Annotated in this window: 23 protein-coding genes; 17 read left to right on the top strand and 6 right to left on the bottom strand. The window is 27.6% G+C overall.

The genetic code is table 11. The features are described from left to right. Positions 1–235: 235 nt before the first annotated feature. The 3 genes from fmt to GOM42_RS05055 form a co-directional block, all read right to left on the bottom strand. Positions 236–1,189 carry a methionyl-tRNA formyltransferase gene (gene fmt / locus GOM42_RS05045; RefSeq protein WP_110077337.1) on the bottom strand — a complete coding sequence of 318 codons (954 nt, stop codon included), beginning with the start codon at positions 1,187–1,189 and terminating at the stop codon, positions 236–238. A 212-nt stretch (positions 1,190–1,401) separates the two neighbouring features. Continuing rightward, a complete protein-coding gene (locus tag GOM42_RS05050) occupies positions 1,402–2,196 on the bottom strand; it encodes a hypothetical protein (protein WP_110077338.1) in 795 nt (264 codons plus the stop codon). A 94-nt stretch (positions 2,197–2,290) separates the two neighbouring features. Then, entirely contained in the window at positions 2,291–2,662 is a 372-nt protein-coding gene (locus GOM42_RS05055) for a hypothetical protein (RefSeq protein ID WP_110077339.1), read from the bottom strand. Positions 2,663–3,020: 358 nt separating this feature from the next. Between GOM42_RS05055 and GOM42_RS05060 the strand changes: the two genes are divergently transcribed. Then, positions 3,021–3,335, top strand: a complete 315-nt coding sequence (locus tag GOM42_RS05060; protein ID WP_003477403.1) for a helix-turn-helix transcriptional regulator — start codon at positions 3,021–3,023, stop codon at positions 3,333–3,335. Between the two features lie 12 nt (positions 3,336–3,347). Further along, positions 3,348–4,007, top strand: a complete 660-nt coding sequence (locus tag GOM42_RS05065) for a hypothetical protein (protein ID WP_110077340.1) — start codon at positions 3,348–3,350, stop codon at positions 4,005–4,007. A 348-nt stretch (positions 4,008–4,355) separates the two neighbouring features. Here GOM42_RS05065 and GOM42_RS05070 read toward each other — a convergent pair whose 3' ends face one another. The 3 genes from GOM42_RS05070 to GOM42_RS05080 form a co-directional block, all read right to left on the bottom strand. Continuing rightward, positions 4,356–4,688 carry a DUF3784 domain-containing protein gene (locus tag GOM42_RS05070; protein ID WP_110077341.1) on the bottom strand — a complete coding sequence of 111 codons (333 nt, stop codon included), beginning with the start codon at positions 4,686–4,688 and terminating at the stop codon, positions 4,356–4,358. Between the two features lie 421 nt (positions 4,689–5,109). Then, complete coding sequence (gene feoB, locus GOM42_RS05075; RefSeq protein WP_110077342.1) at positions 5,110–7,233, bottom strand: ferrous iron transport protein B; 2,124 nt, start codon at positions 7,231–7,233, stop codon at positions 5,110–5,112. A gap of 17 nt (positions 7,234–7,250) precedes the next feature. Beyond that, the gene (locus tag GOM42_RS05080; protein WP_110077343.1) at positions 7,251–7,469 is read right to left on the bottom strand and encodes a FeoA family protein; all 219 of its coding nucleotides are present in this window, start codon (positions 7,467–7,469) and stop codon (positions 7,251–7,253) included. 422 nt (positions 7,470–7,891) lie between these two features. Here GOM42_RS05080 and GOM42_RS05085 point away from each other — a divergent pair, with 422 nt between their 5' ends. From GOM42_RS05085 to GOM42_RS05155, 15 genes are all read left to right on the top strand, one after another. After that, complete coding sequence (locus tag GOM42_RS05085; RefSeq protein ID WP_110077344.1) at positions 7,892–8,242, top strand: PH domain-containing protein; 351 nt, start codon at positions 7,892–7,894, stop codon at positions 8,240–8,242. Continuing rightward, positions 8,242–9,063, top strand: a complete 822-nt coding sequence (locus GOM42_RS05090; protein WP_110077345.1) for a hypothetical protein — start codon at positions 8,242–8,244, stop codon at positions 9,061–9,063. Before GOM42_RS05085 ends, GOM42_RS05090 begins: the two co-directional genes overlap by 1 nt. A 17-nt stretch (positions 9,064–9,080) precedes the next feature. Beyond that, positions 9,081–9,380 carry a hypothetical protein gene (locus GOM42_RS05095; protein WP_110077346.1) on the top strand — a complete coding sequence of 100 codons (300 nt, stop codon included), beginning with the start codon at positions 9,081–9,083 and terminating at the stop codon, positions 9,378–9,380. A 158-nt stretch (positions 9,381–9,538) separates the two neighbouring features. Next, positions 9,539–12,430: a DEAD/DEAH box helicase gene (locus GOM42_RS05100; RefSeq protein ID WP_110077347.1), complete on the top strand. Its 2,892-nt coding sequence runs from the start codon at positions 9,539–9,541 to the stop codon at positions 12,428–12,430. Positions 12,431–12,868: 438 nt separating this feature from the next. Then, the gene (locus GOM42_RS05105) at positions 12,869–13,057 is read left to right on the top strand and encodes a hypothetical protein (protein ID WP_110077348.1); all 189 of its coding nucleotides are present in this window, start codon (positions 12,869–12,871) and stop codon (positions 13,055–13,057) included. A gap of 66 nt (positions 13,058–13,123) precedes the next feature. After that, positions 13,124–13,582, top strand: a complete 459-nt coding sequence (locus tag GOM42_RS05110; protein ID WP_110077349.1) for a JAB domain-containing protein — start codon at positions 13,124–13,126, stop codon at positions 13,580–13,582. Continuing rightward, a complete protein-coding gene (locus tag GOM42_RS05115; protein ID WP_110077350.1) occupies positions 13,582–14,688 on the top strand; it encodes a ThiF family adenylyltransferase in 1,107 nt (368 codons plus the stop codon). The genes GOM42_RS05110 and GOM42_RS05115 overlap by 1 nt, the downstream gene beginning before the upstream one ends. Beyond that, positions 14,681–15,799, top strand: a complete 1,119-nt coding sequence (locus GOM42_RS05120; RefSeq protein ID WP_252597718.1) for a ThiF family adenylyltransferase — start codon at positions 14,681–14,683, stop codon at positions 15,797–15,799. Before GOM42_RS05115 ends, GOM42_RS05120 begins: the two co-directional genes overlap by 8 nt. Continuing rightward, positions 15,738–18,149: an excinuclease ABC subunit UvrA gene (gene uvrA, locus GOM42_RS05125; protein ID WP_252597719.1), complete on the top strand. Its 2,412-nt coding sequence runs from the start codon at positions 15,738–15,740 to the stop codon at positions 18,147–18,149. The genes GOM42_RS05120 and uvrA overlap by 62 nt, the downstream gene beginning before the upstream one ends. A gap of 371 nt (positions 18,150–18,520) precedes the next feature. Further along, on the top strand, positions 18,521–21,277 hold the full coding sequence (locus GOM42_RS05130) for a type I restriction endonuclease subunit R (RefSeq protein ID WP_110077353.1): 2,757 nt from the start codon (positions 18,521–18,523) through the stop codon (positions 21,275–21,277). Positions 21,278–21,340: 63 nt separating this feature from the next. Beyond that, complete coding sequence (locus GOM42_RS05135; protein WP_252597720.1) at positions 21,341–22,882, top strand: type I restriction-modification system subunit M; 1,542 nt, start codon at positions 21,341–21,343, stop codon at positions 22,880–22,882. An 11-nt stretch (positions 22,883–22,893) separates the two neighbouring features. Continuing rightward, the gene (locus GOM42_RS05140; protein ID WP_110077355.1) at positions 22,894–24,138 is read left to right on the top strand and encodes a restriction endonuclease subunit S; all 1,245 of its coding nucleotides are present in this window, start codon (positions 22,894–22,896) and stop codon (positions 24,136–24,138) included. 219 nt (positions 24,139–24,357) lie between these two features. Next, complete coding sequence (locus GOM42_RS05145; protein WP_110077356.1) at positions 24,358–25,467, top strand: hypothetical protein; 1,110 nt, start codon at positions 24,358–24,360, stop codon at positions 25,465–25,467. Continuing rightward, positions 25,415–25,786, top strand: coding sequence for a hypothetical protein (locus tag GOM42_RS05150; protein ID WP_110077357.1), 372 nt, complete (start codon positions 25,415–25,417; stop codon positions 25,784–25,786). Before GOM42_RS05145 ends, GOM42_RS05150 begins: the two co-directional genes overlap by 53 nt. After that, a complete protein-coding gene (locus GOM42_RS05155; RefSeq protein ID WP_110077358.1) occupies positions 25,779–26,552 on the top strand; it encodes a hypothetical protein in 774 nt (257 codons plus the stop codon). The genes GOM42_RS05150 and GOM42_RS05155 overlap by 8 nt, the downstream gene beginning before the upstream one ends. The last annotated feature ends 105 nt before the right edge of the window (positions 26,553–26,657 follow it).

Consider the following 26,657-nt stretch of genomic DNA (forward strand, 5'->3'; position numbering starts at 1 on the left):
GTTTAGTTAAGGAATTAGATTATACTTTGGAGTTTTATTTCTAGCTATGTTTAAGAATAGTGTTGATAGTATGTAATTTTTTAAGGGAACTTGTTAAAAGTTCCCTTAATGTACATTTTCTCACCCTTATACCACTTAAGAATATTACTAATCAACAATCATAATATTGTAGTCTTATTAAGAAGATTACGAAGTAATAAGAATATTTTACTCTTATATAGCCTATTAATTATGCTTAGGATAATATAATGCCTTTTTCTATTTTATTTCCTTTTAAAAATTCTTTTACCTCAAGAGGTTTCCCACCTGGAAACTGTAATATTTCTATAATTAGAATGCCGTTCTTGGTCGCCACTTTAATTCCTTCATCATTTGCATCTATAATATAACCAGGCGGGTCAATAATATTTGCTTCTAATGACTTGGATTTAAATATTTTAAATGGAATATCTTTATAGTAAGTATAGGCAGTTGGCCATGAGTTTATATTTTTATATGGCCAAGAACTTAATCCTCTTATTAAATTATGTATGTTAGTACTACTGTCATTCCAATTAATATTTGCCATTTGTTTGTTTAACATCTTTACATAAGAACTTCCATCATTGGGTTGTTTTATTCCACAAATTTTACCTGTGATAATTCCATTTATTGTTTCTTCTAATAGTTCAGCACCGTTTATTTTTAATAAATTATATAATTCTCCTGCTGTCATAGATTCAGATATTTCAACTTCACTTCTCATGAGCATATCACCTGTATCTATACCAGTATCCATTAGTATGGTTGTATTTCCAGTTTTTGTTTCTCCATTTATTAAACACCAATTTATTGGTGCTGATCCCCTATACATTGGAAGGAGAGAGGCATGTAGACAAATACATCCTAGTCTTGGTATATCAAGTATCTCCTTAGTTAATATTTGACCATATGCTACAACAATAATAAAATCAGGTTTTAGTTCTTTTAATTTATTAATAATTACAGAGTCTGTTCTTATTTTTTCGGGCTGAAAAATTGGAATTTCATTAGATAGTCCTACCTCTTTAATTGGTGAAATTGATACCTTTTTACCCCTTCCACTTGGCTTATCAGGTTGTGTTACAATGGCACTTACATTAAATTTCTCTATCATTTTCTTCAATGAGGGAACTGCAAAATCAGGAGTCCCCATAAAAACTATTTTCATTATTGCTACCTCCCTTTTATACCCAAAAATATGTTTCATAGTTATTTATTATTTACACAATATTTTACAGTTATTCATTTCTTTGAGTATATAATATATAAGTGTTCAATTTCAAGTATTTAACATATGTTATGTAAATTACACATCTAATCCTAAAATAATTTAATTATCCGAGGAAACTATAAACTAGTAACATACTTGTTAGAGCTTGTTTAATTTTTAGAAGCGTATAATGGGTTTGCAGTACGAACCATTCCTGAGAATTCTTTTTTCAATTCTGAAAATGCTAGATTAACCTCATCAGATATAGAAACATGGGCAATAAAATCTTTTCCTTTAGGTCCATATCCATCTGGATTATCAGAAAGCCTTGGGATTTCACCCATTAGAAGAGTTATATAATGGTTAATGTCCCACATTCCTAAAATATCATTCTCATAAGCAAGTTTACCATCTTTAAGGATTACTTTTGCATCATAGGTAGCAAAGTTTATAATCTTAATATCACTAGAAACATATTTACGAAGTCCAGCTTCCATACGGTGTTGCATAGTTGCATCTTGCATGATTATTATGCTATTAAACTCAATATTATTTTCCTTTAATAGTTCTAAAAGATATGTAATATTATTACCACAATTTGTAGAATTGCATTCTAATAAATCTGCTTTTAAATTGTATTTATATTTTAAGTATTCATCAAAAATTTCTGCCTCTGTTAATTTTGATGTGTCTACATTTGGAAGTTGAGAATGCATTTTCTTACGCAATACTTCTGTTGTATGACCAGCACCTCCAACAATTACATACTTTTTGGCAATATTATTTTTAATTCCTTCTGCTAAAAGGTCACCCCCACAGATTATACTCCCTCCAAAGAGTACCATTACATCAGCTTGCTCTATACCATATTTCTTTTCGAGTTCTTCTTTTCTTAAAGAAGGAATATCTCTTTTTCCACAAAACCTTCCTAGTACATTAATATATTCTGCTGTTTTTTCCTTCATAAATTTTACCTCCAAAAATAAAATTAACCCAATTAAGCTTAGGAAAGCATAAGATTTATAAATATTTATAAATCTTATAAAGGTCTTTTATTTCCTAAAAAAATATCATGTTTATTATTAATAAAATTATAGCTATTGAGCTAAAGCCTATGGAAAAATAGTCATAGTATTTTTCCTTTGAGTTTTTAGTTTGTTTTAAGAGTCTACTTGATAATATTAGTTGATCACCTAACAGTACTATTAAGAGTAAGTTGATTTTCCCTTTTAAAAATACATATTCTGCAAAGCCTACAATTAATAAAAATATGTAGATATAGCTGTAGGCCTTTGGTAAGGTTTTTCTTATCTTACCTTCTAGTTTTACATTTCTTTTGATTTTAAATCCAAACCTTAATACTATAAGAGCTATTAAATATAATGACAATAAAATTAATGCTGTTATAAGTTCAATTTGATTTTTAGACATTAAAATTCCTCCTTTGTAAAGATTATATTTTTGTGAAATTAAATAAACTTGTCCAATAGTTTATTTTTTTATTATACAGAATTTATGACTTATAATTCCAATAATATATAAATTCAATAAAATTTATTTAGTCATAAGGAAAATTTAAGAGAAATAATCTTGGGAAATACATTGTAAAGCAATGTATATTTGGATAAAATTAACTTGAGAATATTTTACTGGAGAATAAATTTCTTAAGGGTAAAAGAGTTAAAGAGTAAGTTTGATAAATCTTTATTAAAGGTTCATTTGATGAGAATTAAATATTAAAGAGTATAAACTTAAGGTTTATTAATTTTATGCTAAAAGGGGTGATGGCTTGGACAGAGAGATATTAAAAGGTTCTTTGGAAATAATTTTATTATCTTTATTAAAGAATAATGCTATGTATGGATATGAAATTTCTAAAACAATAAAAAATTTGAGTGAAGATGCCTTGATAATTGGGGAAGGAACATTATATCCAGCTTTGAAGAGGTTAGAAGAGAAAGAATTAATTAAGCATTATTTTGTTGAATTTGAAAATTCAAAGAAAAAGCGAAAATATTATGAGATTACTGAAGAGGGAAAAAGTGAATTAGACTTAAAGCTTAAAGATTTTTCGCTGATTGAAAAATTGATTAAAAGTTTTTAGGAGGAGAGAAGGATGAGGTTAAATGAGGTTTTGGACTATAAGTTAAATAAACTTGATATGTCACAAAAGGAATTGGAAGAGTTAAAAATGCAACTACTTGATAATGCTGAAGAGATGAAAAAAGACTTCTTGGAGGAAGGATTTTCAGAGGAAGAGGCTCAGAAAAAAGCATTGGATTCAATAGAATTAGATGAGCTTATTACATCAATAAAAGAAAGTTCAATTAAGAAGTATTTGACTCTTAATAGAATACTAGCTACTATATTTGTAGTAATTTACTCTGGATTTTTAATAAAGTGTATTTCTCACACCGCTGGTATGAGTAGTAAGCTTTTAGATTCAAGCTATATTCCTTTTAGATTTTCAATTAATTTGGTAAAACATATTATGAACAATAAAGGGCCTATATACGAAGAACTTTACATATTAGATCAATCTCTTATATTAATGTTATTTATTCCTTTTGGCATATTAATTCCTATAATAATAAATAAATGCAATTCATTAAAAGCAAACTTAAAGATATTTATAGTATTTATTTTGTTTTTTAGTTTAATATTCTATCCTAGACATTTTAATTTTGACTTAACTGTGTTAAGAATATTAGCTTGTATTTTAGGATTTTATATTTTAAGGTTTTTTATAAATAAATCTAAGGCTAAACAATATTAAACAAGTATATTTAGATGTTTTTTTATTCTATCTTTATAAGATAATAAATGAAACAATGGAAAAGATTAATGATTAAAGTAAATTAAAAAGAGAGAAATGCATTTAGAGTTTTAATAGAAAATATCTGTTTAAATTCTTAAAGTTGATTGAAAAGTATAGATACCAATAAAAAAGACTAGTTAATAAAAAATAACTAGTCTTTGGTCATTTTAGGAGCAATAAAACCAACCTAAATAAGTTTAACTTGTGGTTTTATAAAAGTTAATTTATGACTTTAAAAATTTTTATTGGTGTTTTATATCTTGATTATAGACAGAAATAAGAATTTTATACATTTAAAAGTAAAATTTATAATTTATATTTTTCGAAGGCCTTTGTTGCGCTAATATGGACATCTTTAAAGAAGAGAATTAGCCAAATAATAAAGGCTATAATTGCACAATATTGGCTTACAAAATAGGAGAAGAGTGCACCTATAAATAAAATCATTGCCCATAGGAAAAAAGAGTTTCTCATATCTAGGCTTATTCTTTTTTGATCATATTTTTCCCTTTCAGCTTTTGAAAATGAGTTGAATCCACTAACAAGTATTGCCCCTTTTTCCTTTAAAATAGCAAAACAGATTGAAAAGATTAAGAAAAATATGCCTAAGGTTAAACATGCTATCATACCTATATTCATAATACCTATCCCCTTTAAAATAAATTTTTTGTCTAAACAATGTTTATAATTAAATATATTATACAGCAAAAAAATAATTAGTTTTTTAGATTTTTAAGCAAAGTATTAAGTTAAAAATAAGTTTTAGGTTTTAAAGTAAGGCTTTAAGATTGAAAGTAAAGTACTAAATTTAAAAGTAAGCTTTAGGCTTTGAAGTAAGTCTTTAAGATTAAAAGTAAAGTATTAAATTCAAAAGTAAAGCTTTAATTTAAAATAGAGCATTTACTTGAAAGAAAATATGGGTTTCCTTTTCAAGCAAAGCTCTAATTTAAAAGTAAGTTTTTAGAATTATAACCTTTTGAGTTTTTATGATTTTAATTTTTTATGGCTTTTTAATTCTTGAGTTTTAAGCTTTCTTTATTAAATTTGGCTTTTTAGGTTTTTAGGCAAAGAGCCTCCAAAGCTGAGTGGTGATGAAGCAAATAACTATGCCTGCCACTGTTGGGATTAGGAAGCTTAGGGCTGTCCATTTAAAGCTCTTAGTTTCCTTTTTGATTGTCCAGAGGGTTGTACCACAAGGATAGTGCATTAGGCATAGTATCATAACATTAATTGCAGTTAAGATTGTCCATCCATTAGCAACTAATAATTCTTTAAGCTCATATAGGTTATCTAATTCTAACATTGTGGTGGCTCTTAAATAGCTCATTATTATTATAGGCATTACTATTTCATTGGCCGGTAATCCTAAGATAAAGGCCATTAATATATATCCATCTACCCCTATGGCATTAGCAAGTGGGCTTAAATAGTCAGCACATATTGTTAGTATTGAAGAATCACCAATCATTATATTAGAGAATATCCATATAACTGCCCCTGCTGGAGCTGCAATTGCAATGGCTCTACCTAAGACATATAGAGTTCTATCAAATATTGATCTTACTATGACCTTTCCTACTTGAGGTTTTCTATATGGAGGTAGTTCTAATATAAAGTTTGAAGGCATTCCTTTTAGTATTGTCTTTGATAGGATTTTTGATACTAGTAATGTCATTAAGACTCCTAAAATTATAACTACAGTTACTATAAGGGCTGATATAAAGCTTTCTTTTATTCCTACAGATATTCCACCTATGAATATGGCTGCTATGGAAATTAGCATAGGAAATCTTCCATTACAAGGCATAAAAGCATTAGTTAATATAGCTATAATCCTTTCTCTAGGAGAGTTAATGATTCTACATCCTATGATTCCTGCTGCATTGCATCCAAGTCCCATACACATGGTAAGGGCTTGTTTACCACAGGCACAGCATTTCTTAAAGCATTTATCTAGGTTAAATGCTATTCTTGGCAAGTATCCTAAGTCCTCTAAGAGAGTGAACATAGGGAAGAAAATTGCCATAGGAGGTAGCATTACTGAAATTACCCAAGCTAAAGTAACATAAATGCCGTCTATTAATATTCCTGATATCCAAGAAGGTAAGTTTAGTCCAGAGAAGAAGTCTCTAATGTAAATTTCTCCATGGGCGAACATATTAGCAAGCATTTCAGATGGGTAATTTGCTAAGGTTATGGTTATCCACAAGACAACTAATAGGGTCATTATCATAATAGGTATTCCTGTTGATTTTGACACAAGTATTTTATCTATTTTTCTTTGGGTGTCAGTATATTCTTCTCCACCTTTAACAACCTTATTTCCTATTCTTTCAGCTTCTTTTATTATGGATTTTATGATTATATCTTCTACTAATTGATCCTTATAATTTTTATTAAGCTCATCTTTTATTTTACTTATCATATTTATATACTTTTCTTGAATATTATATTTATTGTATAAGGATTTTAAGATGCTTGTATTTCCTTCTAGAATTCTAAGGGCTATCCATCTTTTCTTTCTTTTAGGAACTTCAAGGGTTTCATCTAGTATGATTTCTATTTCTTCTATTGCTTTTTCTATAGGGGAATCATAATTTATTGCATTTTTTTTGGAGTTTTTTAGGGTGATTTCTTTAAAGATGGCCTCTTTTAATTCTTCTATGCCAACTCCATTTCTAGCAGAGGAGGAAACAATAGTTGAGTTTAGTTCCTTTGATAACAAATCTAAATCTATTTTTATGTTATTTTTTTCTGCTTCATCAATTAAGTTTACGCAGAGGATTGCCTTTTCTGTTATTTCAGATATTTGTATAAAAAGGTTTAGATTCCTTTCTAGGGAGGTTGCATCAGCTACAACAACTACTATATCTGGATCATTAAAGCATATATAATCCCTTGCGATTTCTTCTTCTTCTGAATTTGATAGCAATGAGTATGTTCCAGGTAAATCTACTATCTTTATGGTTGAATCCTTAAATTCATAGTATCCTTCTGCCTTAGCAACTGTTTTTCCAGGCCAGTTTCCAGTATGTTGATTTAAACCAGTTAGAGCATTAAAAACTGTACTCTTACCTACATTTGGGTTTCCTGCTAATGCTACAACATAGTCTTCCTTGGTGTTTCCTCTTGATTTGTCTTTAGATAATAAGCTAATTCCAGTAGAATTTTTGTTTAAACTCATATCTTTTTCTCCTACTATTAAATTACTTCTATCTCTTCACATTCTTCTTCCCTTATGGCTATTACAGTTCCTCTTATCAAATAGGCCCTAGGGTCACTAAAGGGGCCAGCATATAAAACTTTTATATCTGTTCCTTCTATTATTCCTAGGTCAAAAAATCTTCTCCTTAGTTCTCCCTGTGCCTTTATGTCAATTACCTTAACAGTTGACAATATTTTAGCTTCATGTAATTTCACCTTTATTCCCTCCTAAGGCTTAATCTAAGATTATTTTTAATGAAAGAAGTTTAGGGCTTTTATTAATTAACAGTACTGTCCATATATAATAAACTATGATGAATAATAATTTAGTGTGATTGAAACTTTAGGGAGGATTAATATTGTTTAAATTGAAGGTTAATAAGGAGTTAAGAGACTATGCTTTAAGCTTAGGGAGATTTAGTTAGATTTTTTAAAGTAAATGTATAATTGGAAAAAAATATAAAGCTTTATCTTACATATATGAGTTATTTTCTTCCCTTAAATGAGTATATAATCGAAAAAAGTTATAAAAATTTTATAGGGAAGGGTTAGAAGAATAAAGAGTAATAAATTTAAATTATTAACAGTTTTGTTATATAATATTAGTAGCATTCTGGGGTTTTATGGGGTGATTTTTAATGAGTAAATTTTATGATGAAGCAATTAAGAAACTTGATTATGATGAAAGACCATTATGTTATTTGAAGTGTTCTCTTTTAACTTTTGTATGCAGAAGAGGATATAGACCAGGGATACTCATTGCAACAAATAAAAGAGTGTTTTTTTATGAGTTAAATTTAGGCTTTTGGCATACAGAAAGCTTTTTATATGAGGATATTTCTTCTATTGAAGAAAGGGAAGGAATACTGAGGAAATCTATAGTTATGAATGTAAATGGAGAAGTAGTTAAGATATGCAATATAATTTCTGGAAATGTTCAAAGGTTTATGGCCATAGTAAAGGATAATATTAAGGTGGGAAGAGATTAATGAGGAATAAAAAGTGTAGAAGAATTATAGAGATTTTATTTATATTATTACTAATAGTACCTTCACAGCCTATTTATGCAAGAGCAGGAGGAGGCGGTGGAGGAGGTGGAGCAGGAGGTGGTGGCTTTATCTCATCAAGTGAAAGTGGTGGTGGAAAAGATGGGGCCAGTGCCTTTGATTTTAAATTTATTATGAAACATAAACTCCTTTTTGGATCAGTAGCTTTTTTCTTGCTGTCTGGAGGGATAGTTTTAATGTTTGTTGAGATGGATAAGTATAGTAAAGTGGTTAAGCGTAAAAGTGATAAGCTAAAGGAGTTATCCTTAAAGGATCCTTACTGGAATATTAATTATATAAAATCTGTTGTTGAGGATACCTTTTATAGTATTCAGTATGCTTGGAATGATGATGAATATGAAAGGGTGGAGAGTTTACTTACAACTTCATTATATAATAAGCATCTTAAGGTTTTAGAGGAGCTTAAAAGTGAAAATAAGAAAAATGTTTTAGAGGATATTCAGTTTAATGGGTGTAGAATAATAAGTCTCTTTGAGGGAGATGAAAAGCAATGGGGATTTATTTGGGTTGAGGTTAATTTTTCCATGAGGGATTACATAGTTAATACAAAAGGGAAAAGAAGAGTAATAGAGGGAAATGATAATTATAGCAGAAGTGACTTTGAGTATTGGAAGTTTGTGTATATTGAGAATACATGGCTCCTTTCAAATATATTGCAGAAAAATGAGGTGGGTTCAGGCTATAAGAAGTTATATAGAGAGGCTGAAAATGCCTATGGCTCTAGTAATATGAAGAAGGTTTAAAATGTAGGAGGGGAAATATGGAGTTTAATATCAATAGTATATGGATAATTATAGGAGCTTGTATGCTGATGATTTTAGTTAGTGTTATTAGTCAAATGAGAAATGATCTTAAGCATATGAGGATTACTTTAGATAAGATTGCTGAAAAGTTTGGAGCAATTGAAATTGTAACAAAGGAAGAAAAAGAGGAATTAAAGAGGCTTGTTTCAGAAGGAAAGAATGTTGAAGCTGTAAGAAGATGCAGAGAGATTACAAGCTTTGGACTAAAGGAAGCTAAAGAGTATATTGATGAGCTTAGTGAGGAGAAAGGGATATAAGTTTTTTATTTTTAAAAATGGAAATAAAATTGTTTTAATGTTAAAATAAAACAGTAAATACAAATATATAAAGATGGTTTGACGTTTTATAGTTATTATGAAAATAAGGAAACTACTGTTTTTATATATTTGTATATTGTAAAATTAGGAGCATTAGAATGAGTGTATTACAGGATATAAAGGAAAAAGTTATAAAGGATAAAATTGAAGAGGTAGGATCTAAAGGCATCATTGAAGATAAATATCTTATTAAGAACAGGCTTATTGTTAATTCCCAAAGAGGAAATCTTTTGGCGGAACTTAAGGAGAGTCTAAGGGAGTGTAAGAGTTTTTATTTTAGTGTTGCCTTTATTAATTTTAGTGGGCTTCAACTTCTTTTGGATTCTTTTAGGGATTTGGAGGAAAGAGGAGTTAAGGGGAAGATAATAACTTCTACATATTTAAACTTTACTGAGCCAAAGGCTTTAGAGAAGGTAAAGAGTTTTGAGAATATAGATTTGAAGATTTTTATTGCTGACAGTGAAAAGGGGTTTCACACTAAGGCTTACATATTTGAGAATGAGGATAATTTTAAGATTATAATTGGTTCATCTAACATAACTCAAAGGGCCTTAAAGAGTAATGTTGAGTGGAATGTTATGATTATTTCTAAGAAGGACACTGACTTTGTTAAGGAAGTTTTAGAAGAATATGAGGGAATATGGAGCTCAACTGGAATTGTTGATGATGAATTTTTAGATAAATACAATGAGTTTATTAAAAGTATTAAGGAAAAGCAAAGGGAAATAGCTATTGATTTTAGTGAGTATGAAGTTATAAAACCTAATTTCATGCAAAAAGAGGCTATGGAAAACCTTGAAAGATTAAGAAGTGCTGGAGAGGATAAGGCTCTAGTTATTGCAGCAACTGGAACAGGAAAGACTTATATGTCAGCCTTTGATGTTATGGCCTTTAATCCTAAAAGGTTATTATTCTTAGTTCATAGGGAAGATATTTTAAGAAGTGCAGAGAAAACTTATAAAAGCTTATGTAAGAATAAAAATATCACCATGGGATTTTACACAGGAAACTCAAAGGAAAAGGAAGCTGATTATTTATTCTCTACTGTTCAAACCATGTGTAGAAACTTAGAGGATTTTAAGAGGGATGATTTTGACTACATAGTTATAGATGAGGCACATCATAGTACAAGACCCACTTATGAGAGAATATTAAATCATTTTACTCCTAAGTTTTTACTTGGAATAACTGCAACTCCAGAGAGATGCGATACTGGAGATATTTTTCAGGTTTTTGATAATAATGTAGCCTTAGAGATTAGACTAAATGAGGCTTTAGAGCATGAACTTATTGTACCATTTCATTATTTTGGAATAACTGATATAGAGGCAGTTGATTATAGCAATGTTAATTTGGATAATATTTCTGAGATTTCTAAGAGATTAATGATTAACTCAAGGGTTGATTTTATTATAGATAAGATGAAGTTCTATGGTTTTGATGGAAATAAGCAAAAAACAGTGGGGTTTTGCATAAATAAGGAACATGCTTATTACATGGCTTGTAAGTTTAATGAGGCTGGTATTCCTAGCATAGCTTTAACTGGGGATCATTCAATAGATAAGAGAACAGAGGAAATAAAAAATCTTGAAAATGAAAACCATGAATTAAAGGTTATATTTACTGTTGATATATTTAATGAGGGGGTTGATATTCCTTCAATTAATCAGGTACTAATGCTTAGACCAACTAATTCACCAATAATATTTATACAACAGCTTGGAAGAGGATTAAGAAAACATAGGAGTAAAGAATTCTTAACTGTTTTAGATTTTATAGGAAATCATAACAAGGCCTTTTTAATAGCCTTAGCCTTAAAAGGTGGAAGATACTATGATAAGGATAGTTTAAAGGTTTCAGTTGCTACAGATTTTTCTGATATTCCAGGATGCTCTAATATTCAGATGGATAGAATTTCTAAGGAGAGAATATTAAATCAGCTTAACACAGAGAATTTTAATAGCTTAAAGTATTTAAAGGAAGAATATAATGAGTTTAAATCTCTTTTAGGTGGAAAGATTCCTTATCAGTTAATGGACTATGTTAAGTTTGATGGAGCACCAGATCCACTTAAGTTTATTAATTATGGAAAGACATATCAGGGATTTCTTAATAAGGTTGAAAAGACTTACGAGGCTTTAGAACTTTTAGATGAGGATTTTTATAAGGTTTTAAAGGAATTATCAGATAAATTACCTCTAAAGAGACCTCATGAATTTGCCATAATAAAGGAATTAATAAATAAAAGTGAGTTAAATTTAGATGAAGCTTCAAAGGGAATAAGAAAGTATATAAAGTCTGTAGATGAAGAAACAGTTAAACATGCCTTTAGAACACTAAACCAAGATTATTATGATTCAAGGGAAAAGAGTAATTGTATTAAATTATTTGATTTAATTGGAGAGAAGTTAGTAAAGCTAATAAGCTTTGAAAAGATATTGGCAGATAAAAGGTATAAGGAAATCATAGTGGACTTGTTAAACTATGGACTTATAAACTATGAGAAGAGATTTGGTAGTGAAAATTTTGGAGTGCCATTTTTTAAGCTATATGAACAATATCAAATGGTGGATGCTGCACTTCTATCTAATTATGAAAAGATACATAGTTCCTTTAGAGGAAGTGGACTAATGGCAAATGGAAAGGAATACTTCCTTTTTGTGGACCTAAATAAGGATGAAGATATAAAGGAAAGCATTAACTATAAAGATGAATTTCTAAGTAGAAGCTTGTTTCAATGGGAAACACCAAACAGTACAGCACAAAGCTCTGAAAGAGGAAAAAACATAATATTCAATAAAGAAAGAGGAATTAACTTGCACCTTTTTGTTAGAAAATATAAGGAGATAGACAGAAAAGTACAGCCTTATATCTATATAGGAAAAGGAGATGTAGTAAGGTATGAAGGAGAGAAACCAATAAAAGTTGAGATAAAGCTTCACAATAAGGTTCCAGAGAATTTGTATGTGGAGTTTATGAAGAGGGTTTAATAAAGACAATTTAAAAGGTAATAAACTTAAATATTAAACTGTTCGGGAGTTATATCGAATAACTTTTTATTCTTAGGTTATGTTATAAGTAAATGGTGATTTAAAACACAGATTATTATTAAGTTTTAATTAGTCTTTAAAAAATACTAATGAAGAAAATTTAAGTTTAAAGTTATATAGATGTTTTAGAGGATGAAACTATAGAGAAGATAACAGCGTTGATTATATAGAAAGCTAAACGATTAAGAAAAGAAGAAAGTGTTAAATTTTATATTATAATTAAGAAAATTTATGTTTTAGAAACTTTAAATTGATTGAATTGTAAAATGTGTAAAGTTATTTTTAGGTTATTATGTAAAATAATATAATAATATGTTGATAATTGATAAAATGGATATTATAATTAATTAAGGAAATGTAAAAAAAGGAGTGAATAAAATGCTAAATAAAAAAGATTTTTTATTTGAAGAAATTGAAAATGAAGAAATATTTGCTGAATATTCAGATGGTTGCTCTGGTTCAAGATCAGATTGTTGTACAAGAGTTTGTACAAGAATGGGTGAATATGCTACAGAAGAGCAATGGGGAAAATTCCTAGAAGTAAATGCAGGTGTTGTACAATATTAATTGAATAATTGAGTATCTTCTGTTTTAGCAGAAGATACTTTTTTATATTTAAAAGAGGTGTTAAAAATGACAAGGTTAAATATACCAGTAGTTAGAACAAAATTAGTAAAAGAGTATGACATTATATTTTCAGAAGATAAAGTTTATGGGGTTGAAGGGGCAGACAACATTTTTGATAGATTAATAGGAGGATCCACATTGGAAAAGGTTTCTATTATATGCTTAGATTCAAAGAATAAAGTTATAAATGCAGCAGTAACTAATATAGGTACAGATAAAAAAGTAGATATTATACCGAGTGAATTATTTAGAATTGCAATATTATCAAATGCTAATTCAATAATAATATGCCATAATCATCCTACTGGTGATTTAAAACCTAGTCAATATGATATAGATATTACAAAAAAAATAGGTTATATTGGATCAATTTTAGGTATAAAATTAATTGATTCTTTAATTTTAGGAGATAACGGTGAATGTTTTTCAATTAGAAGTCAAGTAAATAAGAATGGAGTATTATAATGAATATTAAAAATATATATAAAATTAGAGATGGTGTTGATTTATATTTAAATGATAATGAAGTACTAACTATATACTTTATGAATACTAGGGCGAGAAAACAATTTAGGGTTTCAGAAGTGATAATAAAAATATTAGAACTTATAGATGGAGAAAAAAGTATAATAAATATTCATAATGAATTAGAAAAAGAAATGAATATTAAAATAAATATAGAAAATGTAATTACTGTTTTTGAAAAGTTAATAAAAGAAAATATAGTTGTTGAAAAAATAATTAATGATACTGATTTAATAATTAGGTATGATAGACAAATTAATTTTTTTGGAGATTTTATTAGTGGAAATAGAGAAAACATTATTGCACAAGAAAAATTAAAAAAATCTAATGTTTTAATTTTAGGGTGTGGAGCAATAGGCGGAAACATAGCAATTCAATTAGCAATGTGTGGTGTAGAAAATTTTATATTGTATGATTACGATGTGGTTGAAGAGTCTGATGTAAGTAGACATATGTACTTTAAAGAAAAATATTTAGGTATGAAAAAAATAGATGCATTAGAGGATTATTTAATATCTATTAATAAAAATATTAAGGTTAAAAAGATTAATGATGTACTAACACCAAATAAAAATATAGAAAATTTAATAGATAGTGCATCATTTATAGTGAATACAGCCGATGAACCTTATATAGGATATACATCTATGAAGATTTCTAGGTATTGTACTTTAAATAGGAAAGCACATTTTATTGGAGGTGGATTTGATGCACATTTAGCAAGTTCGGGAGAGTTGATTATTCCTGGAATAACTCCTTGTGTAGATTGTTATGCTAACCACTTTAAAGAAGTTTTATCAGAATGGAAACCTAAAGAGCATCCAGTAAAAGATAGATATTTAGAAATTGGAGGTATGTCAAGTTTATCTCTATTTTCGGCAAGTTATGCTGCTATAGAAATAGTGAAATATATATGTGGATTAATAGATATTAAAGAGTATAAAAATACAAGAGGAGAATTTTTATTTCATACAATGGATATAACTTATTTAAATGTTATTAAGGATAAAAATTGTAAAATATGTGGAGAGATTAAATATGAATAAACCAAAATTAAGATCATCTGTATCAGTGGTTGATTTAAATGATAATATTATAGAATTTTTTTTAACTAATACAAGAAGACAAGTAAGAATAAAAATAACTAGTAAAAAGATATTAGATTTAATATTAAATTTAGATGGAGAACTAACAATTGATGAAATAGTCAATAAATACAATATAGATTTAGAAACAAAGGAATATTTAATAAAGTTTTTAAATTATTTAGAAAGTAAGAGTATAATTGAGGACAATATATATATAGATATTGAAGAAGGAAATAAATATAGAAGGGTAATTAATTTTATAGGAGATTTTTCAAGTAGTAAAGTAGAAACTAAGCGAATGTGGAGTAATATAAGAAATTCACATGTTGTTATTATTGGTTTAGGGGCGGTAGGTTCATGGGTAAGTTCGTTGTTAGTTCAAAATGGAATAAAAGAATTTACTTTAATCGATAATGATACTGTTGATATTACAAATTTACATAGACAATTTGGGTTTTCAGAAAATGATATTGGATTATTAAAAACTGATGTTATTGAAAAAAGATTAAAGGAATTTAATAGAAATGTAAAAGTTAATAAGATAAATAAATTTTTAGATGAGAATCTTTTAGATAATAATATAGATTATAAAGTAGACTTAATAATAAATTGTGCAGATAAACCAAATGTTGATACTACATCAATGTGGGTTGGGGAGTACTGTATGAAGAATAATATACCTCATATAATTGGAGGTGGCTATAATTTGCATTTGTCATTAATTGGACAGACAATAATTCCTTTTAAAAGTGCTTGTGTAAAGTGTTTTGAAAAAGAATTAAGTAGAATAAATGAAATAGATACTAAAACATTAAGAAAGTTAAATATTAAAAATAGAAAGATAGGTAGTTTTGGACCAATGTGTTCTATTATTGCTAGTATGATTGCTATGGAATCAGTAAAGGTATTAAGTAAAAATATAATTCCTGCCAATTTAAATAGAAGAGGTGAATTTAATATTTATAATATGGATATTAAATATTATAATATAGAAAGAGATGATACTTGTGAATGGTGTAGTAAAGAAGGAAAGTATGGAAAATTATATGAAAGAAATAGAAGTAATTAATGCTAATGAAAATAATTTAAAAGATATTACTATTAACATACCATTAAATAATATAACCGTAGTGACTGGAGTATCTGGATCAGGTAAATCTTCATTAGTTTTTGATACTATATATGCAGAAAGTGAAAGAAGATTTTTAGAAAGTATTTCTATAAATACAAATAGTATATCATCCAAATTTAATAAGCCAAATGTATATAAAATTAATAATTTATTGCCTGCAATCGCAATTTCTCAAAAACAGACTAATAGAAACCCAAGGTCAACTGTAGGAACAGTAACAGATATTTCTCAGTTTGTTAGATTGCTATTTGCTAAATGTGCAAGTATAGATACAAATAAATTGTTTGTGGAAGGCGATTTTTCTTACAATAATCCTAAAGTATGGTGTAATGCGTGTAAAGGAACTGGTGAAGAGTATATAATTGATAAAGATAAGATAATTGATTATAGAAAATCTATAAATGATGGAGCAATAATATATTGGAGTGAAACCAATACAAATTATTACTATAAGTTAATGCAAGAAGTATCTAAATACTATGGCATAGATTTAGATATTCCTTTAAATCAATTAGATAAGGATAAACTAGATTTTATTTTATATGGAAAAAGTAATGAAAAATTTAGTATAAGATATAAGAATTATAAGAATAAATATAGGACTAAAGAAGTAGAATTTGTGGGAGTATTTAGGGATATTGAATGTAAACTGGAAGATGTTGATACGCCTTCAATATTAAAAAGTATACAAAAGTTTTTAGTAAAGGCAAAGTGTTCAAAATGCAATGGAGCAAGACTTAATAATGAAATATTAAAATTTAAAATATATAATAAAAATATATTTGATTTTCATAATGTAACAATAACTGAATTAAGATTATGGTTATTAAATAATATTAATAAAAATACAGGTATTAAGGATAAAGTATTTAAAGAAGTTTCAATTGAGATAGTAAAAAGAATAGAAAACTTAGAAAGACTAAAATTAGGTTATTTGTCATTATATAGAAGCATACCTACTTTATCAGGCGGAGAATCTCAAAGATTAAGATTAGCAAATCAATTATCATGTGGATTATCTGGATTGTTATATGTATTAGATGAGCCAACAATGGGGTTACATATGAATGATATAAAAAGTGTTTGTGGTATCTTAAATGAATTAAAGAATAAAGGTAATACAGTATTATTAGTAGAGCATAATGCAGAGATAATGCTAGGTGCAGATAAAATAATTGATATGGGCCCTAAAGGCGGAGTTTATGGTGGTCAAGTTATATTTGAAGGATCGCCTAGTGAAATAATTAATGAGAATAATTCATTAACAGGAGAGTATTTAAAATGTTATAAAAATAATATTATAGAAAATAGTAGTTATATTTATAATGATACTCTTAGAATTGAAGGAGCTAACAGTAATAATATAAAAAATGAAACTTTTATTATTCCATTAAAACAATTAGTTGTTATTACTGGAGTTTCTGGAGCAGGAAAAAGTACATTTACAGATTGTATATTAGAGCCATCATTGAAAAAAAAGAAGAATGTTAATTGTATAAAAATTATAGGGCATGAAAAAATTAAAAAAGTAATAAAAGTAGACCAATCATCTATAGGTAGAAGCCCTAAGTCAAATATTGCAACTTATACAGGAATATTTGATTTAATTAGAGATATATTTTCAAAAACTGATGATGCTCAAAAGAAAAATTTAACTAAGTCGGAGTTTAGTTTTAATGTTGCTGGTGGAAGATGTGAGAAGTGTAATGGTGATGGAATAATAAAAATAGATATGAATTTTATGCCAGACACTTATATAGAATGTGATGAATGTAAAGGCAAAAGGTATAAAGAAGAAATATTAAATATAAAATACAATGACAAAAATATTTCAGAAATATTAAATATGACAGTAATAGAAGCATATGAATTTTTTAAAAGCAATAAAAAAATATCAAGTATATTACAGTGTTTAATTGATGTTGGATTAGATTATGTACAAATAGGACAATCAGCATTAACTATCTCTGGTGGAGAAGCACAACGAGTAAAATTAGCAAAGTATCTAAGTGATGAAAAATCAAAAAATATAATGTATATATTAGATGAACCATCAGTTGGTTTGCATTATAGTGATATAAAAAAATTAATAGACTTATTAAAGAAAATAATTAATAGAGGAAATAGTATAGTAACAATAGAACATAATTTAGAAGTAATAAGAAACGCTGACTATATTATTGATATGGGTATAAGTGGAGGACCTTTAGGTGGTAAAATAATTGATATGGGATCACCTAAACAAATAAAGATTAATAATAAAGCATCTATTTCTAACATTTTGTAGAATAGGAATTATGTTTAATTTAATGTAAGTAAAATTAAAATATAAGAATCATAGAAAAGCTAGAAAAACTGGACGTTATAATTAATGTTCAGTTTTTATTTTTTACATTATAAATACTTCATATTAAATATTATTTATATAAAGAATTTTTAAATTAAAAGTGAATTCATAATTTATATTTAATAAATTTTAAGGAGAGATAAAAAGCATATATGATTACTATTGAATATTTATAAGAGAGAGGTTTCAGATATAAAAATGAAGAAGTTATATTTTCCATTAAGAAACATTATTGTTATAATATAATTATAAAATTGTGAGTAAAATTATTTTAACTTTAAATAGATTACAGGGGAGAGAGAGTTTTTATAATGACTTATCAAAGTGAACATGAATTAGAAGAATTATTAATTAATCAATTAGTTGAGCAAGGCTATGCAATAGTTACTATACCTGATGAAGCTGCTTTAGAGAAGAATTTTAGGGAGACTTTATTTGAGTTTAACAGGAAAAAACTAGGGGATGTGGCTTTTACAGACAAAGAGTTTGAGAGAATACTTATTCATTTAAAGAATAAGAGTATTTTTAATAGCGCTAAGATTTTTAGGGACAAGTTCATTCTTGAGAGAGAGGATGGAACTAAGGTTTACATAGAGTTTTTTGATGGAAAGGATTATCACAACAACATATTCCAAGTTTCTAATCAGATAACTATGGAAGGTAAATATGTTAATAGGTATGATGTTACTATACTTATTAATGGCTTACCTATGGTTCAGATTGAGTTAAAGAGAAGGGGTAAGGACTTTAATGAGGCTTTCAATCAAATAGCGAGATATAGAAAACATTCTTTAAAGGGTTTATTTAGATATATCCAATGTTTTGTTATTAGTAATGGTGTTGACACTAAATATTATTCTAATAGCGATAAGGAAATTAAGCGTGAGTTTACTTTTTTCTGGAGTGATGAAAAGAATAAGAGAGTAACTAACCTTAGAGAATTTGCTGAATCTTTTTTAGATAGAAATATGTTAAATAAGATCATAGCTAGGTATATGATTATTAATGAGAGTGAAAAAAATCTTATGGTTATGAGACCTTATCAGATATATGCAGTTGAAGCTTTAATGAAGAGGGCTAATGAAACTAACAACAATGGGTTTATTTGGCATACTACAGGATCAGGAAAGACCTTAACTTCCTTTAAGGCAAGTCAGCTTTTAGCAGATGAGGACAAGGTTAAGAAGGTGTTTTTCTTAATAGATAGAAAAGATTTAGACAGCCAAACTGTTGAGGAGTTTAATAAGTTTGAGAAGGATTGTGTTGATACAACTGACAATGTTAGAACTTTAATAAAACAAATAGAGGATGTAAACACAAGGCTTATTGTAACTACCATACAAAAGTTAGCTAGACTTTTAAAATCAGAAAAATATGCACATAGAATGGACAAGTATAGAGATGAGAAAGTTATCTTTATAATAGATGAGTGTCATAGATCTCAATTTGGAGAGATGCATACAGCTATAAATAAGCATTTTACAAAGGCTCAATACTTTGGATTTACAGGAACACCAAGACTTCCAGAGAATAGGAGTCAAGATGGAAGAACTACAGCGGATATTTTTGATAAATGCTTACATCATTATTTAATAAAAGATGCTATTAATGATGGCAATGTACTTGGCTTTTCTGTGGAGTACATTAAAACCTTTGATGGTCAGGTTAATGAGTATGATGATGAATATATAAAGGCTATAGATAAAGAAGAAGTCTTTATGAATGATGAACGTATAGAGAATATAGCTAAGGATATAATAGCTAATCATGATAAAAAGACAGCAGGAAGAAAGTTCTGTTCACTGTTTACAGTTCAAAAGATTCCAATGCTTGTTAAGTATTATGATGCTTTTAAAGCTTTAGAACATGATTTAAAAATAGCAGCAATTTTTACCTATGATGATAATGAAAATTTAGATGGTAAGTGTGAACATTCAAGGGAGAGCCTTGATAGAATTATAAGTGATTATAACAAGATGTTTAAGGAAGATGATATAGACTTTTCAACAGATACTTTTAAGGAGTATTCAAAGCATCTATCAAAAAAGATTAAAAATGCAGAGGTTGATATAGTTATAGTTGTAAATATGTTTTTAACAGGGTTTGATAGTAAACCACTTAATACTCTTTATGTGGATAAGAATTTAAAATATCATGGACTTATACAAGCATATTCAAGAACTAACAGAATATTAGATGGAACAAAACAGCATGGTAATATAGTTTGCTACAGAAATTTAAAAAAGGAAACTGATGAAGCCATATGTTTATTTTCACAAACTGATAGTACAGATGTGGTTTTAATGGAAAGCTTTGATTATTATTTAAAGCTTTTTCAGGAAAGACTAGATAGATTATATGAGGTTGCACCAACAATAGAATCTATTGACTGTATGCAGGATGAAAATGAAAAGAAAGATTTTGTAGAGGCCTTTAGGGAATTAACAAAACAGTTAACGAAGCTTAAAACCTTTGTTGAGTTTGAGTTTAATGAAGAAAAACTAGGGATATCAGCTCAGAAATATGAGGATTATAAGAGTAAATATTTTACTATATATGAAAGTGTTAAGAAAGATGGAAAAACCTCTATATTAGTAGATATAGACTTTTGCATAGAGCTTATGCAAACAGATAAGATAAATGTTAACTATATACTAAACTTAATAAGAACTATAGATTTTGAGACAGAAGAGAAAACTAAGAAGGATATAGAAAAAATTAAAAGGTTATTAGATAATGCTGATAATGAAAATTTAAGACTTAAGTCAGAATTACTTAGAGAGTTTTTAGAGAAGGTTGTACCTAATATTACAAAAAATGACTCAGTAGATGAAGCCTTTAATGAATTTTTAGAAGATAAGAGAGTAGATGAAATAGAATACTTTTCAAAGGAAGTTGAGATAGATAAGTTTAAGGTTAAGGAATATGTTTCAGAATATGAGTATTCAGGAAGAATTGATGGTTCTGAAATAAAGGATAATTTAAGTGGTGGTCTTTTAAAGAAGAAGAGACTTGCAGAAAAAATAAAAACTTTCATAATAAATCATGTTAACAAGTTTAATTTTTAAGTGTTATAATAATGTGAAAGTAAAAAGATTTAGAAATGTTATATGGAAAGTAGGGAAGACATAATGAGTACATCCGAAATACAAAAGGAACAGCAAAGTAATTTACAAAGTAATTTATGGAATATAGCAAATGATTTAAGAGGGAATATGGATGCTAGTGAGTTTAAAAACTACATACTAGGACTTATATTCTATAGATATCTTTCAGAAAATGTGGAAAGCAGAGCTAATAAGCTTTTAGAAGAGGATGGAGTTAGCTATGAAGAGGCTTGGGAAGATGAGGAGCTTAGAGAAGCTCTTAAGGAAGAGTTAGTAAATGATATAGGATATTTTATTGAGCCTAAGTTTTTATTTGATAAGCTTTTAGCTAAGATAGAAACTGGTGATTTTGATATAGAAATCTTAGAGGAAGCTATAAATAATATAACTGAATCTACTTTAGGACAAGAGAGTGAAGAGGAATTTGACCATCTTTTTGATGATATGGATTTAAAATCAACTAAGCTTGGTAAGGATGTTAAAAGTAGAAGTGAGCTTATAGCTAAGGTTATGGGGAAAATAGCTCAAATAGATTTTAGATTTGATAACAGTGAAATAGATATACTTGGAGATGCTTATGAGTATCTTATAGGACAGTTTGCAGCTAATGCAGGTAAGAAGGCTGGAGAGTTCTATACGCCTCAACAGGTTTCAAAGATATTGGCTAAAATAGTTACAATGGGAAAAACTGACCTTAAAAATGTATATGACCCAACATGTGGATCAGGTTCATTATTACTTCGTGTTTCTAGAGAAGCAAAGGTTAGAATGTTCTATGGACAAGAGAAGACTTCAACAACATATAACTTAGCAAGAATGAATATGCTTCTTCATGGAGTTAAATATAGTGATTTCAATATTAAAAATGATGATACTTTAGAGAATCCACAACATGGAGATTTAAAGTTTGAAGCAATAGTTGCAAACCCTCCTTATTCAGCAAAATGGAGTGGGGATGATAAATTCTTAGATGATGAAAGATTTTCAGTTTACGGGAAATTAGCACCAAAATCTAAGGCGGATTTTGCATTTATTCAACATATGATACATCATTTAGAGGATAATGGAACAATGGCAGTTGTGCTTCCTCATGGAGTGTTATTTAGAGGGGCAGCAGAGGGAGTTATAAGAAAGCATCTTATAGAACAAAGAAATGTTTTAGATGCAGTAATTGGACTTCCTGCAAACATATTCTTTGGAACATCAATCCCAACAGTAATACTTGTATTTAAAAAGAATAGAAAAAATGCAGATAATATAATGTTTATAGATGCCTCAAATGAATTTGAAAAAGGTAAAAACCAAAATGTCTTAAGAGATAGGGATGTAGAAAAGATAGTAGAAAAATACAAAAAGAGAGAAAATATAGATAAATATGCATATGTAGCTACTATGGAAGAAATAAAAGAAAATGACTATAACTTAAACATACCAAGATATGTAGATACCTTTGAGGAAGAAGAAATAGATATAATAGAAGTTCAAAAAAACATAAAAGAACTAGATAAAGAAATAGAAGAACTAAAGAAAAGTCTAGAAGCAGACTTAAAAGAATTAGGTCTTTAGGAGGTACAAATATGAGTAAGAATGTACCAGAGTTAAGATTTAAAGGCTTTGAAGATGAATGGGAAAAAATACATTTAAGCGATAGCGTTGAAAGAGTTGTTAGAAAGAATAAAGGAAATGTAACTAATAGACCTTTAACAATTTCAGCTCAATATGGACTTGTAAATCAAGAAGAGTTTTTCAATAAAGTTGTAGCAAGCAAAAATTTAGAAGGATATTATCTTTTAAATAATGGTGAGTTTGCATATAACAAGAGTTACTCAAATGGATATCCATTTGGAGCTATAAAAAGACTTGATAAATATAGAAATGGAGCTGTATCTACGTTATATATATGTTTTAAACCAAAATTAAATGTTGATTCAGACTTTTTAACACAGTATTTTGAATCTAGTAAGTGGTATAGAGAAGTTTCTATGGTTGCAGTTGAAGGAGCAAGAAATCATGGATTATTAAATATAGGTGTTTCTGACTTCTTTGATACTATTCATAGATTTCCATCATTACAAGAGCAAGAAAAAATAGCAAATTTCTTAAGTAAAGTAGATAGTATAATAGAAAAACAAGAAAAGAAAGTAGAATACTGGAACTCTTATAAAAAAGGAATGATGCAGAAAATATTCTCACAAAAGATAAGATTTAAAGATGGGAATGGGAGAGATTATCCGGAGTGGGAAGAAGAAAAGCTTGGAGGTATTGGGCAAACATATACAGGGTTGTCTGGTAAAACTAAGGACGACTTTGGTTTTGGTAATGGAAAATATATAACATATGTAAATATATTCAAAAACACTAAGGTTGACATAAATATGTTTGATTTGGTAGATATTAAAAAAGATGAAAAGCAAAATAAAGTCTTAAAAGGTGATATATTATTTACTGCTTCATCAGAAACACCAAATGAAGTTGGAATGGCTTCGGTATGTGATAATAATATAGAAAATTTATATTTAAATAGTTTTTGTTTTGGATTTAGATTAAATTCAAAGAAGGACATAGATTATATATTTATAGGTTATTTATTAAGAAGTCCTAGTTTAAGAAAGAAAATTTCTATATTAGCTCAAGGATCAACCAGATATAATCTTTCAAAAAGTGAGTTTATGAAAATTAAAATACAAATTCCTTGTTTAGAAGAACAAAGAAAGATAGTTAATTTCTTATCCAATATAGATAATATAATAGAAAAGGAAAATAAAAAACTAGAAGAATTAAAGCAATGGAAAAAAGGTTTATTACAACAGATGTTTGTATAATAATATTTCTATAGCAAAATTCTCTATACTTATTGAATATAAGTATAGAGAATTTTTTTATGTAAATGAAAGGTAATTATATTGTATTCATGCTTTAGATAGAGTCTTAAATCATAAGTTTACAGAAATTAAAGGGAAAATATTTAATTTAAAAATTTTCTTTAATTATTATAAAATTTGGGTTAACATATAACTATAGAGTAATGATTGGAGGCTATTATGAGTATTAAAGATTATAAAGAGTGTTTATTTAGAACATTAACAGAGGTATATCCTATTTATTTAAAAAAGAAAATTTTAAGAAAGATGTCAGAAGATGATATTATAATTAATGATAAAAGGAAGACTCTTAATGGTCAATTAAATATGATGATGATTAATGTCTCTGATATAGATGGAATAGAAGAAAAATTAAAATATATTTTAGAGTATGATAATGAAAGTTTAGATAAAAAAATTCATAAATATATTGAAGAATTTGAATATGATAAAGAATATAGGCATGCTTGCTTCTTTGAAGTAGAGGGCTATAATGAAGAGTTATTACCTTGTATTATAAAGGAAGGTAAAGCAAATATTTTTATAAAAACTGATGAAGCTTATGATTGCATAAATGATAAATTTTTTATGCCAACTATAAAGGATACTCAAGATACACTTTATATTAAGTTTAATCATAAATTAACTAATAGACAAGGCGAAGAAATAAAGTATGTAATTATGGCAATAATACATAAAAAGCATAAATTACTTGAAATAAGATTTGATAGAGTTGGTGGAGAATATAAAGAGCCAGCTAATGATTTTTATGCTTTTATAATAAATAAAACAATAGAGGCTGTGAAAGTATTATTAAATATACAAATTAATAATATTGATTTTAAAGCCATTATAGATTATATGAAGGATGAAAAAGAGGATGTATGTATTTATGCTCAAAAGATGACTAGAAATGGAAGTGTGGCATATTTAGAAGCACTAAATAATAAAGATAAAATAGGAAGTGAAGAATTGGTTATTCCTATTTTAGGTGAATTTAAAGTGTTTGTGAATAATAATGAAGAACTTTTTAATAAATCTAAAGATACTATGGAAATTAAGAAGAAATTAGAGAGTTTAATAGATGAAATAGAAGTTACTTCTGATTTACCTAAAGTTAAAATTAACTGGATTAATGAAGGAATAAAATTGGGAATTGATCATGAGTATAAAGGGAATGAATATAGTTTCTTTATGTATTATGACGAGTTGAAAGAAGGAAAGGAGAGAATGGATCATGTTAGAGAGTACCTTATTGAATGTTATAGAGAGCTTAAAGATCAGACATAAGTTAACATCATATCAAGAGAGAAAGTTAACTGATTATATGAGATACTGGAAAGAAGATGATTACATTTATCCTGGAGTTTTAAAGTCAAAGTTAAATATATCAATCAAAGAGTCATATGAAATTCTTGAGTATATTAAATCATTAGGAATATTAGAGAATGTTTTTGAAGTTTATTGTAAAAGTTGTTCTAAAAGTAAGGGACTGTACTTAAAGAGTTTAACTGATATGCCAGAAGATTTAAGCTGTGATTTTTGCAATCATGAGTTTAATGTACTAGAAGATACCATAGTTTTATATAAGGTGAAAAGTAATGGCTAATGTAAATATTGAAGTGGATGGAAAGGCCATATCAACACAGGACTATTTAAAACTTATAATAAACAATTCAATGGATACATTTAAAGAGTTAACACATTGGAAAGAAGATGATTTTGAAAAATATAAACTTTTATTAGAGAACCTTAAGGAATTAAATGGAGCAAAAGATGTTAAAACTACTGCCAAGGGACTAGCCTTAGAAGAGTTAGTTAAGTTTATAATTAAAAAGACATTTTTTTATAAAGTTCATGGAAATGTTAAAACAGGGACTAATGAAATAGATCAAGTAGTCTGCTTAAGTAATGAAGGAAAGCAGGCGTTAGAACAATTTAGTATTTCAAGAAAATTAATACCTATATATGAAGATTTATTTTTATGTGAGTGTAAAAATTATAAGAGTTCTTTAGGTGTTACTTGGATAGGTAAATTTTATGGATTATTAAATAGTTGTGATTGTAATTTTGGAATATTATTTACTGTTAATGGATTAACTGGAGATGAAGAAACATGGAGTAATTCATTTGGATTAATTAGAATTTTTAATTTAATACAAAAACATAAATTTCAAAATGATAATTTTAATATAATAGAATTTAATCTAGATGATTATGAAAAAATTGCTCGTGGTGAAAAATTCTTTGATTTAGTTTATGCAAAAATAAAAGCAATGAAACTTGCTACTACTTATGAGCAATTGCTAGAAGATAATATACATGAAAAACAAAGAGAAGTGAAAGAGCTAATTAGTAGCATATTAATAGAATGATTTAAAGATTATTAAGCTAAATATGACTATTTGTCTTAAATTAATATTTTTATGTCAAGGAGTTTTATTTGTTTGTATAAATAATCGTAATTATATAAAAACTCT

The sequence above is a fragment of the Clostridium sp. 16K-1-R1 genome (assembly GCF_023921145.1).
Taxonomy (GTDB): domain Bacteria; phylum Bacillota; class Clostridia; order Clostridiales; family Clostridiaceae; genus Sarcina; species Sarcina perfringens.

Coding starts and splice junctions, on each gene's coding strand:
- fmt (WP_110077337.1), bottom strand. CDS start 1,189: ATGAAAATAGTTTTTATGGGGACTCCTGATTTTGCAGTTCCCTCATTG.
- GOM42_RS05050 (WP_110077338.1), bottom strand. CDS start 2,196: ATGAAGGAAAAAACAGCAGAATATATTAATGTACTAGGAAGGTTTTGT.
- GOM42_RS05055 (WP_110077339.1), bottom strand. CDS start 2,662: ATGTCTAAAAATCAAATTGAACTTATAACAGCATTAATTTTATTGTCA.
- GOM42_RS05065 (WP_110077340.1), top strand. CDS start 3,348: ATGAGGTTAAATGAGGTTTTGGACTATAAGTTAAATAAACTTGATATG.
- GOM42_RS05070 (WP_110077341.1), bottom strand. CDS start 4,688: ATGAATATAGGTATGATAGCATGTTTAACCTTAGGCATATTTTTCTTA.
- feoB (WP_110077342.1), bottom strand. CDS start 7,233: ATGAGTTTAAACAAAAATTCTACTGGAATTAGCTTATTATCTAAAGAC.
- GOM42_RS05085 (WP_110077344.1), top strand. CDS start 7,892: ATGAGTAAATTTTATGATGAAGCAATTAAGAAACTTGATTATGATGAA.
- GOM42_RS05090 (WP_110077345.1), top strand. CDS start 8,242: ATGAGGAATAAAAAGTGTAGAAGAATTATAGAGATTTTATTTATATTA.
- GOM42_RS05095 (WP_110077346.1), top strand. CDS start 9,081: ATGGAGTTTAATATCAATAGTATATGGATAATTATAGGAGCTTGTATG.
- GOM42_RS05100 (WP_110077347.1), top strand. CDS start 9,539: ATGAGTGTATTACAGGATATAAAGGAAAAAGTTATAAAGGATAAAATT.
- GOM42_RS05105 (WP_110077348.1), top strand. CDS start 12,869: ATGCTAAATAAAAAAGATTTTTTATTTGAAGAAATTGAAAATGAAGAA.
- GOM42_RS05110 (WP_110077349.1), top strand. CDS start 13,124: ATGACAAGGTTAAATATACCAGTAGTTAGAACAAAATTAGTAAAAGAG.
- GOM42_RS05115 (WP_110077350.1), top strand. CDS start 13,582: ATGAATATTAAAAATATATATAAAATTAGAGATGGTGTTGATTTATAT.
- GOM42_RS05120 (WP_252597718.1), top strand. CDS start 14,681: ATGAATAAACCAAAATTAAGATCATCTGTATCAGTGGTTGATTTAAAT.
- GOM42_RS05130 (WP_110077353.1), top strand. CDS start 18,521: ATGACTTATCAAAGTGAACATGAATTAGAAGAATTATTAATTAATCAA.
- GOM42_RS05135 (WP_252597720.1), top strand. CDS start 21,341: ATGAGTACATCCGAAATACAAAAGGAACAGCAAAGTAATTTACAAAGT.
- GOM42_RS05140 (WP_110077355.1), top strand. CDS start 22,894: ATGAGTAAGAATGTACCAGAGTTAAGATTTAAAGGCTTTGAAGATGAA.
- GOM42_RS05145 (WP_110077356.1), top strand. CDS start 24,358: ATGAGTATTAAAGATTATAAAGAGTGTTTATTTAGAACATTAACAGAG.
- GOM42_RS05150 (WP_110077357.1), top strand. CDS start 25,415: ATGTTAGAGAGTACCTTATTGAATGTTATAGAGAGCTTAAAGATCAGA.
- GOM42_RS05155 (WP_110077358.1), top strand. CDS start 25,779: ATGGCTAATGTAAATATTGAAGTGGATGGAAAGGCCATATCAACACAG.